We start from the raw sequence: 15,505 nt of genomic DNA, 5'->3' as shown, positions 1-15,505 counted from the left end.
CCCGCCCGTTTCGTTTTGTAAGCCATTCCGCCCACCCAAAAAACCGTCATCCCCGCGCAGGCGGGGATCCAGACCCTCGGACCTTCCTATGGAATTGAGAGGTTTGCCACTATGGGTTCCCGCCTCCGCGGGAATGACGGTTTAGGGCGCGGGGAACGATCGTTTTTGGAGAATCACACGTGCAGATCTGGGCGGGACTCGGCAATCCGGGGGCGCAATATGCGATGCACCGGCACAATGTCGGGTTCATGGTCGCCGACGCGATCGCCGCGGTGCACGGCTTCGGCGCGGTCAAGAAGCAGTTCCAGGGCTGGACGCAGGAAGGCCGAATCGGATCGGAAAAGATCCTGTTGCTGAAGCCCGCGACCTTCATGAACGAGAGCGGCCGCGCGATTGGCGAGGCGCTGCGCTTCTACAAGCTGGACGTCGACGCGCTGACGGTATTCCACGACGAGCTCGACATCGCCCCCTTCCGCGTCAAGGTGAAGACCGGCGGCGGGACCGCGGGGCATAACGGCCTGCGCTCGACCGACCAGCATCTGGGCCCGGATTTCCGCCGCGTGCGGCTCGGCATCGGGCATCCGGGTCACAAGGACCGGGTCACCGGCTATGTGCTCGGCAACTACGCCAAGACCGAGATCGAACCGCTGTCCGACATGCTCGGCGCGATCGCGGCGGAGGCGGCGTGGCTGGCGGCGGGCGACGACGTCCGCTTCATGAATGATGTCGCTGTGAGGATGCAACCATGACCACCCGCTCGCTGTTCGCCACCCGGTTCTACGAGTCCGATCTCGGCGATGACGATCTGGTCGAGGAGCTTGAGGACGCGGCGCTCGAACTGTCCAAGGCGGACCGCGCCGGGATCGGCTGGTCCAAGGCGCATGGCTATCGCGGGTACACGTCCTACGCCTCGCTGAACGACCTGCCGCTGCGCGACCCGCGCTTCGGCGATCTGGTGCGATTGCTCAACAAGCATGTCGCGCAGTTCGCCAAGGACTGCGCGTTCGATCTGGGCGGGCGGAAGCTGAAGCTCGACAGCCTGTGGGTGAACGTCCTGAAGCCGGGCGGCGCGCATTCTGGGCATATCCACCCGCACAGCGTCGTGTCGGGGACGATGTACGTGACGATTCCCGAAGGGGCCGGCGCGCTGAAGCTGGAGGACCCGCGGTTGCCGATGATGATGGCCGCGCCGACGCGGCTCGACGATGCGCCGGAGGATCTGCGAACGTTCGTCTACGCGGTGCCTAAGCCGGGGAGCGTGTTTTTGTGGGAGAGCTGGCTGCGGCACGAGGTCGTGCCGAATGCTGCGAAGGGCGAGCGGATCAGCATCAGTTTTAACTATCGGTGGTGAGGTAGGGGCCGGGTGACCGTTTGAAACGACCGTTCCCCGGCGAAGGCCGGGGCCCAGGTGGGAAAGGTCGCTAACGAAGGGCTGGCCTGCATTACATTGGCCTTCCCGCCTGGGCCCCGGCCTTCGCCGGGGAGGTAATTGGGGAAAGGGCGGCACTCTCTGCGAGCGCCGCCCCTGCCCGATCAGGCCGTCGGCATCGACGCCATGTCGATGACGAAGCGGTACTTCACGTCGCTCTTGACCATGCGGTCATAGGCCGGCTCGATCTCGTCCATCTTGATCATCTCGATGTCCGAGACCAGCCCGTGCTCGTTGCAGAAATCGAGCATTTCCTGGGTCTCCGCGATCCCGCCGATCAGCGAGCCTGCCAGCTGGCGACGGCGGAAGATCAGGTTGCCGACCGACGGCGACGGATGCGGCTCGGCGGGGACGCCGACCAGAGTCATCGTGCCGTCGCGCTTGAGCAGCTCGAGGAACGGGTCGAGATTGTGTGGTGCGGCAACGGTGTTGAGGATGAAGTCGAAGCTGTTCGCATGCTCCGCCATCGCATCGGCATCCTTCGACACGATCAGGTCCTTGGCACCGAGACGCTTGGCGTCCTCGCGCTTGTTGGGCGAGGTCGAGAAGACATAGACCTCGGCGCCCATCGCGTTGGCGATCTTGACGCCCATGTGACCGAGACCGCCGAGACCGACGATGCCGACCTTCTGGCCGGGGCCGACCTTCCAGTGCTTCAGCGGTGAGTAGGTGGTGATCCCGGCGCAGAGCAGCGGCGCGACCGCGGCGAGATCGGCCTCGGGATGCGAAACCTTCAGCACGAAGCCCTCGTCGACGACGATATGGTCCGAATAGCCGCCGAAGGTGTGGCCGCCGAGCACGGGATCGGGGCCGTTATACGTCCCGACGAACCCGGTCGTCTCGCAATATTGCTCCTCGCCGTCGGTGCAGGACGGGCACTGGCCGCAGCTGTCGACCATGCAGCCGACGCCGGCGATGTCGCCGACCTTGAACTTGGTGACGTCGTCACCGACTGCCGTGACGCGGCCGACGATCTCATGGCCCGGAACGCACGGATACAGTGTGCCTTCCCACTCGCCCTTGGCGGTGTGGAGGTCCGAATGGCAGACGCCGCAGAACGCGATATCGATCGCAACGTCGGTCTTGCCCGGCGCGCGGCGTTCGAAGCTGAACGGTGCGAGCGGCGTCTCGGGCGACTGGGCGGCGTAGCCCTTGGCGGTGGTGGTCATGCTATTCCTAAATCTGACTGGCAGAGCGCGATATACGCACGGGATTCGCAATATCTACCGAGCGGTACGATAATTTTGCTGCATTGCGGCAATCGTTTAGGTCGATCAGTCGGGAGCCGAGGGTCCACCCCGGCGAAGGCCGGGGCCCAGTTGGAAAGGTGGCAGTAACGGCGTGCCGACCTTCATGAGCAACGTCCCCCAACTGGGCCCCGGCCTTCGCCGGGGTGGTGGGGATAATGGAGGTCGCACCCAGTCATGCGCAGGCGTCCTTGCTGGCGTTCCTTCGCGCGGTCGCCTAAAGCGCCCGCACAATCTTATACCAAGGGCATATCATGGGTTTTCGCTGCGGCATCGTGGGGCTGCCGAACGTCGGCAAGTCCACCCTCTTCAACGCGCTGACCGAGACGGCCGCGGCGCAGGCGGCGAATTATCCGTTCTGCACGATCGAGCCGAACGTCGGCAATGTCGGCGTGCCCGACAAGCGGCTCGACGCGCTGGCGAAGATCGCCGGCTCGCAGAAGATCATCGAGACCCAACTCGGCTTCGTCGACATCGCCGGCCTCGTGCGCGGCGCGTCGAAGGGCGAAGGGCTCGGCAACCAGTTCCTCGGCAACATCCGTGAGGTCGACGCGATCGTCCATGTGCTGCGCTGTTTCGAGAATGGCGACGTGACTCATGTCGACAACAAGGTTGATCCGATCGCCGATGCCGAGACCGTCGAGACCGAGCTGATGCTGAGCGATCTCGAAAGCCTGGAGAAGCGCGTCCCCAACCTCGCCAAGAAGGGCATGCAGGGCGACAAGGAGGCCAAGATCGGCGCCGCCGTGCTCGGCCAGGCGCTCGAACTGCTGCGCGAAGGCAAGCCCGCGCGGCTGACGGTGCCCAAGGACGAGGACGAGGCGCGCGTGTTCGCTCAGGCGCAGCTGCTGACCGCCAAACCCGTCCTCTACGTGTGCAACGTCGACGAGGGTGATGCCGCGAACGGCAATGCGCTGTCGGCGCGCGTGTTCGAGAAGGCGGCGGCCGAGGGCGCCGAGGCGGTCGTCGTGTCGGCGGCGATCGAGGCCGAGATCGCGACGATGCCCGTCGAGGATCGTGGCGAATTCCTGGGCGAGCTGGGGCTGGAAGAGACCGGCCTCGCTCGCGTCATCACCGCGGGCTACAAGCTGCTCCACCTGCTGACCTTCTTCACGGTCGGCCCGAAGGAGGCACGCGCCTGGACCGTCCATGCGGGCGCGACCGCGCCGCAGGCGGCGGGCGAGATCCACGGCGATTTCGAAAAGGGCTTCATCCGCGCCGAGACGATCGCGTTCGACGACTTCATCGCGCTGGGCGGCGAATCCAAGGCGCGCGAGGCGGGCAAGCTGCGCGCCGAGGGCAAGGCCTATGTCGTCCATGACGGCGACGTGATGCACTTCCTGCACAGCTGATCCCAACAATGTCGCGGCCCCTGCGTGTGTAGTCACGCGCCGGGGGCGGGCGTAGCGAGCAGAACAGACGGCATGAGACACGCGACGTTTTCAGCTCTGGCACTCGCGCTCGGGGGCTGTGCCTATCCGGCGACGCCCCCTGCCCTGGCGCCGGTGACTCAGGCTGCCCCCGATACCGCCACCGCCGCTCCTCAGGGCGCGCAGCCGCTGGCGGTCCGGGCACCGGTGACGATCCTCGTGTCGATCGATGGCTTCCGCCCCGATTATCTCGACCGGGGCGTCACGCCGAACCTGAACCGGTTGCGCGCCGGCGGCGTCTTTGCGGCGATGCGACCGTCCTTCCCGAGCGTCACCTTCCCCAATCACTGGACGCTGGTGACCGGGCTCAGACCCGATCGCAGCGGCATCGTCGGCAACACGATGGAGGATCCCGCGCGGCCCGGTGAGAAATTCACCATGGCGAGCGACGATCCCTTCTGGTGGAGCCAAAGCTCGCCGATCTGGGTCGACGCAGAAAAGGCGGGGATCCGGACCGCGACGATGTTCTGGCCGGGCGCCAATGTCGCGGTCGGCGGCACGCCGAAACCCAACAGCCACGGCGCGATCGACGGCGGCACCCGGCCGCAGGACTGGCAGCAGTTCAACCAGCAGATCAGCGCCACGCAGCGCGTCAACGCGGTGCTTGACTGGATGCGGCGACCGGCCACGATCCGGCCGAAGCTGGTGACACTGTACTTCGATACCGTCGACATGGCCGCACACGACAATGGCCCCGACTCCCCCCTGACAACACAGGCAGCCGCCGAGGTGGATGACAGCATCGGCAGCCTCGTCGCCGGGCTCGCGACGCTTGGCCAGCCGGCTAATCTGGTCATCGTGTCGGATCACGGCATGGCGGCGACCAGCAGCACGCGTGTCGTCGCGATGGACCGGATCGCGGCGCCGGCCGACTATCGCGTCGTCGAGACGGGCGCCTATGCGACATTGTTCGCGGCGCCCGGGCATGAGGACGCGCTCGAGGCCAGACTGCTTCGGAAGCACGACCACCTGCAATGCTGGCGCAAGGCGGAGATCCCGGCACGCTTCCATTATGGCCGCAATCCGCGCGTCCCGAGCTATCTGTGCCTCGCCGACGTCGGCTGGCGCGTCGATCGGACGACGCCCACCAGGGTCTCGGCCGGCGGCTCGCACGGCTATGACAATGCCGCCCCCGAAATGCGCGCGCTGTTCATCGCGAACGGTCCTGCGTTCATCGGTGGCAAGACCATCGCGAGCTTCGACAATGTCGCGGTCGAGCCGCTGCTCCGCGACCTGATCGGGCTGCCTGCGGAACCGGGGCTGGACGGCAACGACGCGCCCTTCCAAAAGGTGCTGCGACGATAGGAGGAGCAGCGGGCGTGCAGTATTTCGAAGATATCGCAGTCGGGGCGACCGCGGCGTTCGGCCACTATCCGGTGACGCGCGACGAGGTGATCGCCTTTGCCGAGAAGTACGACCCGCAGCCCTTTCATCTGTCCGACGAGGCCGCGGCGAAGACGCATTTCGGTCGGCTGTCGGCAAGCGGCTGGCATAGCTGCGCGATGACGATGGCGATGCTGGTGGAGCACATCCGTGAGCACCGTCAGGCGAGTCTCGGATCGCCCGGGATCGATGAACTCAAATGGCTGAAGCCCGTCTATCCGGGGGACACGCTGCGCTGCGTGACCGAGGTGCTCGACAAACGGGTTTCCGCCAGCCGCCCCGAAATGGGGATCGTGAAGAGCCGGATGCAGGTGTTCAATCAGGACGATGTCATGGTGATGACGTTCGTGTCGAACGCGCTGATGCAGACGCGCCCGACCGGCGCGCCTGCATCCTGATCCGTCACTTCGGGACGGGGACGTTCATATAGGCGCCGCCCCGGCCGCCGCCGCCGCCGCCACGACCGCGGAACCCGCCGCCATTGCCGCGCTCCTGACGATATTCACGCCGGTCCTGGCGTGCCTCGCCACGATAGCTCTGCCGCGCTTCACGCCGTTCGCCGCGATATTGCTCGCGCGTGATCTGGCCGTCGCGCAGCTGGTTGCGGTCCTCGCGCCGGCCCTGGCGGAAGTCGCGGTTCGCGCCACGCCGGTCCTGGCGATAGTCGCGCGCGGCGGGGCTGTTGCCGCGGGCGAAATTGCCCCAGTTGCCGGCACCGCGGTAATTGCCGCGACGCCCCTGCCAGTAGCGCTGTTGAGCGCCATTCCAGCGGTGCGGACGACGGTTGCGATCATAGACGTATCCGCCGGTACCCGGATAATAATAGTCGCCATACCAGCCATAATAGGAGCCGAGCCCGACGCCCGCATAACCGGCCCCGTATCCGCCGCCATAGCCGTCATAATAGCCGTTGCCGTAGCCGCCGCCATAATAGGGATCGCTCGCATAGCCGATCCCGCCGCCGCCATAGCCATACCCGTCGGTGCAACCGGCCACGCCGAGGCCGACACCAATGGCGAGACTGACCAGTCCTAGTCGTTTGAAAAACATCGAAAATCTCCCGTACCTGGAGAGCGGACCCAACGCGCCGCCATTGGTCGCACAACAATACCGACCTACCGCAGGTTCCATGAACGACGGCTGACGCGCGCCGGGACCGCAGGTTGGGCATGGGTCGCGTGGTCCCGGACACGGACACGTGCAGCCAGCGGGTCGCCAAACGCGAAACGGCGGACCGGGTTGCCCCGATCCGCCGTCCTTCACGCCCTGATGCCGCGGTAGCCGCGGCGCGGGATCAATGCTTCACGTCACGCCAGACGTTCTGATAGGCGCCCCAGGCAAGACCGCAGAAGACGAGGATGAAGAGGATCGACGCGACGCCGACGGCGTGACGCGACTCCAGGTTCGGCTCTGCCGTCCAGGTCAGGAAGGCCGAGACGTCTGCCGACATCTGTTCCTTCGTCGCCTTGGTCCCGTCCGCATAAGCCACCTGATCGTCCGCAGTGATCGGCGGTGGCATCGCGATGTTGAGGTTCGCGAAATACGGGTTGTAGTAGAGACCCTCGGGCGTCTTGATGTCCGGGAACTGCTTGATCAGCGCGGCAGGCTGATCGGTGTAGCCCGTCAGCAGCGAGTGGACATAGGCGGTACCCTCCTCGCGCGCCTTGGTGATCAGCGAGAGATCGGGTGGCAGCGCGTTGTTGTTGGCGGCGCGGGCAGCGACCTCGTTGGCGAACGGCGACGGGAAGCGATCCGACGGGATGTTCTTGCGGGTCGCGGCCTCGCCGGTTTCGGGGTTGATCGTCGGCTGTTCGATCACCCACTGGTTGGCGATCGCCTTAACCTCGGGCTCCGAATAGCCGATCTTCTGGAGATCGCGGAACGACACCAGCCGCAGCGAGTGACAGGCCGAGCAGACTTCCTTGTAGACCTGGAACCCGCGCTGGAGCTGACGACGGTCGAACTTGCCGAAGACGCCGTTCGAGGCGAGCTCGAGTTCCTTGGGATGCTTGTGCGCGACGCTCTCGGCAGACGGCGCGACGGGGTCGCTGATGACGCCCGACACGCTGCCGAAGAGCGCGATGCCGAGCACCAGCACGAAGGCGGCGCCGACCAGGGATGCGATGAGACGAACCATATATGTATCCTCTAGTCCGTATCAGTGCGCGGGCTTGGGGGAGAGCGCGGTGTGCGCCGGGCTCGTCCCGCCACGCTTGGCCAGCACTGCCTCGGTGATCGAATTGGGCAGCGGCCGAGGCCGTTCGGACCGCGAGATCAGCGGCAGGATGATCAGGAAATGCGCGAAATAATAGGCAGCGCAGATCTGGCTGAGGATCACATAGGTCGCCGTCGCCGGTGCACCGCCGCAATAGCCCAGGATCAGGATGTCGGCGACCAGCACCCAGAACGCGATCCGCGCCTTGGGACGGTAGTTCATCGACCGCACCGGCGAATTATCGAGCCACGGCAGGAAGAACAGCAGCAGGATCGAGCCGAACATCGCCAGCACGCCCCACAGCTTTGCGGGCAGGATGAAGTCCGCGGTGAAGGCGCGCAGGATCGCATAGAACGGCCAGAAATACCATTCGGGAACGATGTGCGCGGGCGTCGAGAGCGGGTTGGCCGGGATGTAATTGTCCGGATGGCCGAGATAGTTCGGGAAGAAGAACAGCAGGCCGGCGAACACCAGCAGGAAGATGCCGAGCCCGAAGCCGTCCTTCGCGGTGTAATAGGGGTGGAACGGCACGGTATCCTGCTTGCCCTTCACGTCGACGCCGGTCGGGTTGTTCGACCCCGGGATGTGCAGCGCCCAGATGTGCAGGATGATGACGCCCGCGATCACGAATGGCAGCAGATAGTGCAGCGAGAAGAAGCGGTTGAGCGCGGCGTTGTCCGGCGCGAATCCGCCGAGCAGCCAGATGCGGATGGTGTCGCCGACCAGCGGGATCGCCGAGAAGAAGCCGGTGATGACCTGCGCGCCCCAGAAGCTCATCTGCCCCCAGGGGAGGACATAGCCCATAAATGCGGTCGCCATCATCAGCAGGAAGATCGTCACGCCGAGCAGCCAGACCATCTCGCGCGGCGCCTTGTACGAGCCGTAATAGAGCCCGCGGAAGATGTGCGTGTAGACGACGATGAAGAACATCGACGCGCCGTTGGCGTGCGCATAGCGCAGGAACCAGCCCGCATTGACGTCGCGCATGATGTGTTCGACCGAGTCGAACGCGACCGCGCCGTTGGCGGCGTAATGCATCGCCAGCGTGATGCCGGTGATGATCTGGATCGCCAGCGCGGCACCGGCAAGGACGCCGAAATTCCAGAAATAATTGAGGTTGCGCGGGACCGGGTAACCGGCGCCGACCGCGTTGTAGACGAGCCGGGGAACGGGAAGCCGTTCATCCAGCCACCGCGTCAGCGGCAGCTTCGGTTCGTATTGCTTGGCCCAGGGAAAGCTCATGGTTGTTTCCTCAGCCTACCGTGACGACGGTGTCGGAGTTGAAGGCATAGTCCGGAACCTGGAGATTGGTCGGTGCGGGGCCTTTGCGGATGCGCGCGGCGGTATCGTAGGCCGAGCCGTGGCACGGGCAGAAATAGCCGCCAAACGGGCCCTTGTTCTCACCCTCGCCAGCGCCGAGCGGGACGCAACCGAGATGCGTGCAGACGCCCAGCGTGATCAGCCAGTTCTTCTTGCCCGCCTTGGTCCGCTCCGCGAGCGTCTGCGGGTCGCGCAGCGTCGATACGTCGACGGCGTCGGCCTCGCTGATTTCCTTCGGCGTCAGGTTGCGCACGAACAGCGGCTGTTTGCGGAAGCTCGTCTTGATCGCCTGGCCCGGCAGGATCTTCGACAGGTCGATCTCGGTGGTCGACTGCGCGAGCACGTCGGCCGAAGGGTTCATCTGGTTGATCAGCGGCAGGACGATCGCGACGGCGCCGACCCCGGCGAAGGATACGGCGGCGATATTGATGAAATCGCGGCGGCGCGGGTCGTGCGCCTCTTCGTGAAACGGTTCAGGCGACTCGCCGGGTGGAACCATGTCGTCGACTATCGCCATTCATCTCGCCCTTGCAGTTTATCTTTATTCTCGTGGCCCGATGCGCATGCCGGTTCGCCGCACCGCACGCCATCCTGCCCGACCGTCCCCACGGAGGCCCATAGGTGATAGACGGCGCAAGCCCGCTTTGCCAACAGCATTTTGACTGCGGCGCGTTCCGGATTAGAGGCAGCGGTATGCGTATCGCCCTCTACCAACCTGATATCGCCGGCAATGTCGGCGCCATTTTGCGGACCGCCGCCTGTCTCGGACTCGCGGTCGATCTGATCGAGCCGATGGGGTTCACCTGGAACGAAAAGGCGGTCGCACGCTCCGGGATGGACTATGTCGGCGCGGTCGAGATCGTCCGGCATGTCGACTGGGCGGCGTTTCGCGACCAGGTCCGCGGGCGCATCGTCCTGCTGACGACGAAGGGCGCGGTCCGGCTCGACGCGGCGACGTTCCAGTCCGACGACGTGCTGCTGATGGGCAGCGAGGGCGCGGGCGTCCCCGACGACGTCCATGCCCGCGCCGATCTGCGCGTGCTGATCCCGATGCGGCCCGGCCTGCGATCGATGAACATCTCGGTCGCGACCGCGATCGTCGCGGCAGAGGCGTTGCGGCAGACGGACGGCTGGCCCGCCTGACCTACCGGGGGGAGTGTCGGGCGAACGCGCCCCTTCCCCGCCCCGACCAGGATTTGTAGGACAGTGCCATGACCGAGCTCGACCCCCAGCAAGCCGCCGCCCGCATTTGGTTCGAATCGCTGCGCGACCGGATCTGCGCGGAGTTCGAGACGATCGAGCGCGAGGCCGGGTCGGATGCCGTGTTCGACTATACCCCCTGGGATCGGATCGATCCGTCGGGTGAACCCGGCGGTGGCGGCGTGCGCGGCGTCATGAAGGGCAAGGTGTTCGAAAAGGTCGGCGTCAACGTCTCGACCGTCGGCGGCACCTTCGAGGGCGAGTTCGCCAAGTCGATCCACGGAGCGGGCGAGGATCCGCGGTTCTTCGCGACCGGGATCAGCCTGGTCGCGCACATGGCCAACCCGCACGTCCCAGCGGTGCACATGAACTGCCGCTTCCTCAACACGACCAAGCGCTGGTTCGGCGGTGGCGGCGATCTCAACCCGCCGCTGCCGATCGCCGAGGACACCGCCGATTTCCATGCGACGATGAAGGCCGCCTGCGACGCGCACGACCCGGCTTACTACCCGCGCTTCCGGGACTGGGCGGAGACCTATTTTCAGATCCCCCACCGCAAGGTGAACCGCGGCGTCGGCGGGATCTTCTTCGATCATCTCGACGGCAATTTCGACGCCAATTTCGCGTTCACGCGCGACGTCGGCGAAGCGTTTCTCGACGCCTATCCGCGGATCGTCCGGCGGCGGATGGACACGCCGTTCACACCGCAGGACGAGGCCGCGATGCTCGAATGGCGCGGTCGTTATGCCGAGTTCAACCTCGTCTATGACCGCGGCACGCTGTTCGGGCTGAAGACCGGGGGCAATATCGAGGCGATCCTGATGAGCCTGCCGCCCCGCGCCACATGGTCGTGAGCGGGGGCCGGTGGCGCTGATCCCCGTCGCGGACGACGTGCTCGCCACGATCGTGACCACGCTCGAAATGCCGCGCAAGCCGCCGCTCAGGCCGATGCCGACGTCGCGACTGCGGCTGCTGCGCTGGGAGCGGCCGACGCTGGAGGGCTATCGTGCGCTGTTCGCCCGGGTCGGATCGCGCTGGCTGTGGTTCTCGCGGCTGGCGATGGACGATGCCGCGCTTGCTGCGATCCTTGGCGATCCGGGCATTGCGGTGCATGCGGTGGTCGACCCGGCGGGGATCGAGGTGGGGATGCTCGAACTCGACCTGCGCCGGGCGGGCGCTTGCGAGATCTCCTATTTTGGGCTGATCCCCGAACTCGCCGGCCAGGGACATGGTCGGTGGTTGATGGCGGAGACGCTTGCGCGGGCCTGGACCAGGGGTGTCGAGCGGGTCTGGCTGCACACCTGTACGCTCGACCATCCAAACGCGCTCGGCTTCTACCGCGCGCAGGGCTTCGTCGCGACGCGGCGGACGATCGAGACCTTTCCCGATCCGCGCGCGACCGGGATGCTGCCCGCCGACGTCGCGCCGCAGATCCCGTTTCTGGGCGGACGCCGCTAGACCCGCGGGCGGATCACGACGGTCCGCGACCGCCTAGCGCCCCAGCCGCCGATAGACCGACACCGCGATCAGCGCCATCGCGACCCCCGAGGCGGTGGCAGCCGCCGCCGCGCCGGCATCGACGAGCGCGATCGCCACCGGATTGCCCTGTCCACCATCGCGCATCGCGCCATCGAGCGCCATGAACGGCATGCCGAGCACCCAACCGCTCATATAGCCGAACGCGGCGAGCGACATGAGCGGCAGGCCGGCGCCGCGCGTCAGCGACAGGCTGCGCCGGATCGCGGCGAACGCGCCGATCGGTCCCTCGGCGACAAGCACCGGCCCGGTCATCATCGTCCGGCCAAGAATGTAGAGGCCGGGAATCGCATAGAGAAGCAGCCCCGCCCCCGCTGGCAGCGACACCAGGATCATCGCGAGCAGATAGCGCGGCAGGAGCGTGGCAGAACGCCTGAGCGCTGTGCCGATATCGACCCGGTCACGGTCGAGATACAGCGTATAGACCGCCGCCATGCCGAAGAAGCTGAGCGCATAGGCCAGGCAGTACCAGCCGCCATTCGCCCCCGCCCAGTCGGTCACCGCCTGCGCCCAGACCAGCGCCTGCGCCTCGTCGCCGCGCGTCGCCGCATCGGGCAGCGGCGGGTCGGGCACGACGAGCGCGAGCGCGAAGGCAGGCAGGAACAGGAAGGGCCCGGCGATCCGGAGCAGCAGATCGCGGTCGCGCTTGAACAGGGCCCAGGCGTCTTTCAACACGCCCGTAAAGTCGATTTTCATTCGGTGATCGGTTTCTCTCGGGTGGCGACATAGAGCTGTGCCGTGAAGACATAGGCGAGCGCCATCAGCGCCGCACTGGCAAGCGCGCCGGCGATCCCGGCAAGGAACATCGCGGTCGGGATCTGGTCCCCGCCGAGGATCAGGCGAAAGACGAGCCCGACAACGGCCTGAGCGGCGAAGGTGGCGATCGCGAACACGATCGCGAACAGCAGAAGCACGCCGATCAGCTTCCAGGTGAGCCCGCGGGTCAGCGCGATCGAGCGGCGGATCGCGCCGAGCCCGAGCCGTTCGTTGAGCACGACCGCGGTCAGCAGCATCAGCCGCGCACTGGCCCAGATGGCGAGCAGGATCAGCGCAAGGCTGTAGAGGACGACGAACATCGCCGTCGCACGCGGCAGCTGCGGCATTCGCGCGGGCGCGCTGGCGGCAGCGGACGCGGCGGCGAAGTCGAAATGCGACGCGATCAGCGCGATGAACACCGGCGCCATCAGAACCAGCGCGATCAGTCCGACGACGAGCGACACGCCGAGCGCGGGCAGCAGCCGCGCCCACGCCTGACGATAGGCGTCGGTGCGGCCGGTCGAGGGTTGCGTCGCCAGCGCGAGAATCGCGAGCGACCCCAGGATCGCGAGCAACGCGGACGCCACGGCGACGATGCCGGCGACGATGCCGGCGACGAGCTGCACCGCCGGCTGCGGCGGGACGAGCAGGACGAGCGCGTTGTTGACGACCGGCAGGAGGACCAGGGTCGGCAACGCAACCGCCGCGATCTGGCCGCTACGCCCCGACAGCACCTCGGTGGTACGATCCCAGACCGTGCCGATTTTCACGCCTCTTCCCATCCGCCTGTTCCCCGTTCGCCGCCTGGCACGCATGCCCGATACCGCCGCGACGTAGCCCAAGCCCCAGGGCTTGACCACTCCCGCGACGGTTGGACCAGCCGGCGTGGCAAGCCCCCGCCCGCTTGCATCACCAGCGGCGAGTGCGCAGATGGGTCGCGTGACCGCTTCCCCCTTCCCGACCTCCGGCCGCCTCGCGCCCGCCGATCCACCGTCGCGCCTCGACGGGCTCGAATGGCGGACCGATACCGGCCTGACCCCCTATGCCACTGCGCTCGCCGAAATGGAGGCGCGCGCCGCCGCGGTGACCGCAGGCGATGCGCGCGAACTGATCTGGCTGCTCGAACACCCGCCGGTCTATACCGCGGGGACGAGCGCGGATCCGGTCGACCTGGTAGATCCGCGCTTTCCCGTGTTCGATACCGGGCGGGGCGGCAAATACACCTATCACGGGCCGGGGCAGCGGATCGGCTATCTGGTGCTCGACCTCGGGCGACGCGGGCGCGACGTCCGGCGCTTCGTCCACGCGGTCGAGGACTGGGTGATCGCGGCGCTCGGCGAGGTCGGCGTCGCCGCGTTTTCGGTCGAGGGCCGCGTCGGCATCTGGACGCGCGATCCCAATCTCGGCGGCCGCGAGGCGAAGATCGGTGCGATCGGCGTGCGCGTGAAGCGCTGGGTGACGCTGCACGGTTTTGCGGTCAATATCGATCCGGACCTGACGCATTTCGGCGGAATCGTGCCGTGCGGCCTTGCGGAATACCCCGTTACCAGCCTGAAATCGCTTGGCACGAAGGTCGACATGGCAACTTTTGACGCTGCCCTGACGTTGACGAGCGGCGTGTTCCTTGAAACACTTTCTTTGGCTCAAGAAAACGAGGCTTGAGGGCCAGGCCTTTACAGATTAATGTCCACTACGATTTGGGTATATACCTGGCCTCCAGGCCTACCAAATCCTCTATCTAGGGAGCTTCCAAATGCGTTCACTCATCTCCAAGGTTCTGACCGGTTCGCTGATCGCCAGCGCAGCGCTTGCCGTTTCGGCATGCGGTCCGAAGACCGAGACCACGACCGACAACACGATGGTCACCGACATGAATGCCACCGAAGGCATGGACACGATGACCGACAACATGACCGCCGTTGACGGCGCGATGAACGACGGCATGATGGCGAACGACACGATGATGTCGAACGACACCATGATGACCAACAACATGATGTAATTTTCCGGTTTCGGAAGATTATGTGATGCGGGGGGCCGTCCGGGAAACCGGGCGGCCCCTTGTCGTTGGGGCCAAGTCGACCGCTGGGCGACGGGATGCGCGATGCCACCGCTAGCCCGGTTTGTTGCCCGCAATGCGCGATCTCGTTTCGGCTGCGACGGAAATCTGCGGCCCGGACCATACCCGAAGCCGCGATCGGCTGCCGGGCCCCTCAAAACAGTTGGGAGTTGGCAAGAAACGCTTTAGAAATCTCGGGATGGAATGCCCGGGGAGTTGGGAATGAAGATGGTGCGTACTGCGCTGGCGCTCTGCGCGGCGAGCGGCTCGATGGCGTTGGCTCAGCCCGCCTCGGCCCAGTTTTTTCTGCAATCACGCGATTTCTCCGCGCCAGCGGTGACCGGGGACGAGGCCGATCTCGGCCAGGCGATGCCCGACGCCACCAGCGCGGAGAAGCGCGCGGCGATGGTCTGGCACATGCGCGCGGCGCTGAACGTCGCGGCGCTCCAGTGCCAGTTCGAACCGACGCTGCTGACTGTGTCGAACTACAATGCGATCCTCGCCGATCACGGTACCGAATTGCAGGGCGCCTTCGACACGCTCGGCAAATACTTCCTGCGCGTCAACAAGGCCAAGGGTGCGAAGGCCGGCCAGGCTGCGCTCGACCAGTTCGGCACGCGCACCTATTCGAACTTCGCGACGGTCGCGGCGCAATATGGCTTTTGCCAGACGACCGCGTCGATCGGCCGTGACGCGCTGTTCACGCCGCGCGGGCAGTTCGGCGATCTGACGCTGCAGCGCACGCGCGAGCTGCGCAACAGCCTGATCCCCTGGGGCGAACAGCGTTTCCCGCGCTATATCGGCCGCGACCGGGTGAAGATGCCGCGGCTCGACCCGATCTGCTGGAACAAGAAGGCCGAATGGGTCGCCAAGAAGTGCGGCGCGCTCGACTGGCCCCCCGCCGCGGGCGTGGGCATCGCCAACCGCTGA

The 15,505-nt window shown here is 66.1% G+C and carries 18 protein-coding genes; 11 read left to right on the top strand and 7 right to left on the bottom strand.

The genetic code is table 11. The features are described from left to right. The first annotated feature begins 179 nt into the window (after window positions 1-179). Window positions 180-749, top strand: coding sequence for an aminoacyl-tRNA hydrolase (gene pth, locus NEF64_RS05050; protein WP_031441582.1), 570 nt, complete (start codon window positions 180-182; stop codon window positions 747-749). Further along, window positions 746-1,351 carry a TIGR02466 family protein gene (locus NEF64_RS05045; RefSeq protein WP_056406070.1) on the top strand — a complete coding sequence of 202 codons (606 nt, stop codon included), beginning with the start codon at window positions 746-748 and terminating at the stop codon, window positions 1,349-1,351. Before pth ends, NEF64_RS05045 begins: the two co-directional genes overlap by 4 nt. 182 nt (window positions 1,352-1,533) lie before the next feature. On the opposite strand, the gene NEF64_RS05040 is transcribed toward NEF64_RS05045, so the two are convergent. After that, window positions 1,534-2,598, bottom strand: coding sequence for an NAD(P)-dependent alcohol dehydrogenase (locus tag NEF64_RS05040; RefSeq protein WP_031393697.1), 1,065 nt, complete (start codon window positions 2,596-2,598; stop codon window positions 1,534-1,536). 332 nt (window positions 2,599-2,930) lie between these two features. Between NEF64_RS05040 and ychF the strand changes: the two genes are divergently transcribed. The 3 genes from ychF to NEF64_RS05025 all read left to right on the top strand — a co-directional run bounded on the left by ychF (window position 2,931) and on the right by NEF64_RS05025 (window position 5,887). Continuing rightward, window positions 2,931-4,028 (top strand): redox-regulated ATPase YchF, encoded by a 1,098-nt coding sequence (gene ychF / locus NEF64_RS05035; RefSeq protein WP_056406069.1) that lies wholly within the window; start codon window positions 2,931-2,933, stop codon window positions 4,026-4,028. A 72-nt stretch (window positions 4,029-4,100) separates the two neighbouring features. After that, a complete protein-coding gene (locus tag NEF64_RS05030) occupies window positions 4,101-5,411 on the top strand; it encodes an alkaline phosphatase family protein (RefSeq protein WP_056406068.1) in 1,311 nt (436 codons plus the stop codon). A 14-nt stretch (window positions 5,412-5,425) separates the two neighbouring features. Continuing rightward, window positions 5,426-5,887 (top strand): MaoC family dehydratase, encoded by a 462-nt coding sequence (locus tag NEF64_RS05025; RefSeq protein ID WP_056406067.1) that lies wholly within the window; start codon window positions 5,426-5,428, stop codon window positions 5,885-5,887. 4 nt (window positions 5,888-5,891) lie between these two features. Here the strand turns inward: NEF64_RS05025 and NEF64_RS05020 are convergent, their stop codons facing one another. From NEF64_RS05020 to petA, 4 genes are all read right to left on the bottom strand, one after another. Continuing rightward, window positions 5,892-6,539 carry a hypothetical protein gene (locus NEF64_RS05020; RefSeq protein ID WP_156360318.1) on the bottom strand — a complete coding sequence of 216 codons (648 nt, stop codon included), beginning with the start codon at window positions 6,537-6,539 and terminating at the stop codon, window positions 5,892-5,894. A 244-nt stretch (window positions 6,540-6,783) separates the two neighbouring features. Next, on the bottom strand, window positions 6,784-7,626 hold the full coding sequence (locus tag NEF64_RS05015) for a cytochrome c1 (protein ID WP_056406065.1): 843 nt from the start codon (window positions 7,624-7,626) through the stop codon (window positions 6,784-6,786). Between the two features lie 21 nt (window positions 7,627-7,647). Beyond that, window positions 7,648-8,946, bottom strand: a complete 1,299-nt coding sequence (locus NEF64_RS05010) for a cytochrome b (protein WP_031393565.1) — start codon at window positions 8,944-8,946, stop codon at window positions 7,648-7,650. Between the two features lie 10 nt (window positions 8,947-8,956). Further along, a complete protein-coding gene (gene petA / locus NEF64_RS05005; protein WP_042467607.1) occupies window positions 8,957-9,523 on the bottom strand; it encodes a ubiquinol-cytochrome c reductase iron-sulfur subunit in 567 nt (188 codons plus the stop codon). A gap of 194 nt (window positions 9,524-9,717) precedes the next feature. Here petA and NEF64_RS05000 point away from each other — a divergent pair, with 194 nt between their 5' ends. The 3 genes from NEF64_RS05000 (at window position 9,718) to NEF64_RS04990 (ending at window position 11,682) form a co-directional block, all read left to right on the top strand. Then, on the top strand, window positions 9,718-10,167 hold the full coding sequence (locus NEF64_RS05000) for a tRNA (cytidine(34)-2'-O)-methyltransferase (protein WP_031393567.1): 450 nt from the start codon (window positions 9,718-9,720) through the stop codon (window positions 10,165-10,167). Between the two features lie 68 nt (window positions 10,168-10,235). Further along, on the top strand, window positions 10,236-11,078 hold the full coding sequence (gene hemF / locus NEF64_RS04995; protein ID WP_056406064.1) for an oxygen-dependent coproporphyrinogen oxidase: 843 nt from the start codon (window positions 10,236-10,238) through the stop codon (window positions 11,076-11,078). 10 nt (window positions 11,079-11,088) lie between these two features. Next, window positions 11,089-11,682, top strand: a complete 594-nt coding sequence (locus tag NEF64_RS04990; RefSeq protein ID WP_031393569.1) for a GNAT family N-acetyltransferase — start codon at window positions 11,089-11,091, stop codon at window positions 11,680-11,682. A gap of 33 nt (window positions 11,683-11,715) precedes the next feature. Here NEF64_RS04990 and NEF64_RS04985 read toward each other — a convergent pair whose 3' ends face one another. Continuing rightward, the gene (locus NEF64_RS04985) at window positions 11,716-12,456 is read right to left on the bottom strand and encodes a YciC family protein (RefSeq protein ID WP_252574673.1); all 741 of its coding nucleotides are present in this window, start codon (window positions 12,454-12,456) and stop codon (window positions 11,716-11,718) included. Then, window positions 12,453-13,286 (bottom strand): DUF7847 domain-containing protein, encoded by an 834-nt coding sequence (locus NEF64_RS04980; RefSeq protein WP_056406062.1) that lies wholly within the window; start codon window positions 13,284-13,286, stop codon window positions 12,453-12,455. The genes NEF64_RS04985 and NEF64_RS04980 overlap by 4 nt, the downstream gene beginning before the upstream one ends. Before the next feature lie 169 nt (window positions 13,287-13,455). On the opposite strand from NEF64_RS04980, the gene lipB reads away from it, so the two are divergent. The 3 genes from lipB (at window position 13,456) to NEF64_RS04965 (ending at window position 15,505) form a co-directional block, all read left to right on the top strand. Beyond that, a complete protein-coding gene (lipB, locus tag NEF64_RS04975; RefSeq protein ID WP_261362616.1) occupies window positions 13,456-14,178 on the top strand; it encodes a lipoyl(octanoyl) transferase LipB in 723 nt (240 codons plus the stop codon). A gap of 91 nt (window positions 14,179-14,269) precedes the next feature. Beyond that, window positions 14,270-14,518 carry a hypothetical protein gene (locus tag NEF64_RS04970; protein WP_031396007.1) on the top strand — a complete coding sequence of 83 codons (249 nt, stop codon included), beginning with the start codon at window positions 14,270-14,272 and terminating at the stop codon, window positions 14,516-14,518. Between the two features lie 279 nt (window positions 14,519-14,797). Continuing rightward, window positions 14,798-15,505: a hypothetical protein gene (locus NEF64_RS04965; RefSeq protein ID WP_192097582.1), complete on the top strand. Its 708-nt coding sequence runs from the start codon at window positions 14,798-14,800 to the stop codon at window positions 15,503-15,505.

Origin of the sequence: Sphingomonas aerolata (genome assembly GCF_023935825.1) — a bacterium.
GTDB classification, from domain to species: Bacteria; Pseudomonadota; Alphaproteobacteria; order Sphingomonadales; family Sphingomonadaceae; genus Sphingomonas; species Sphingomonas aerolata.
This window is presented reverse-complemented; position numbering and strand designations above follow the sequence as displayed.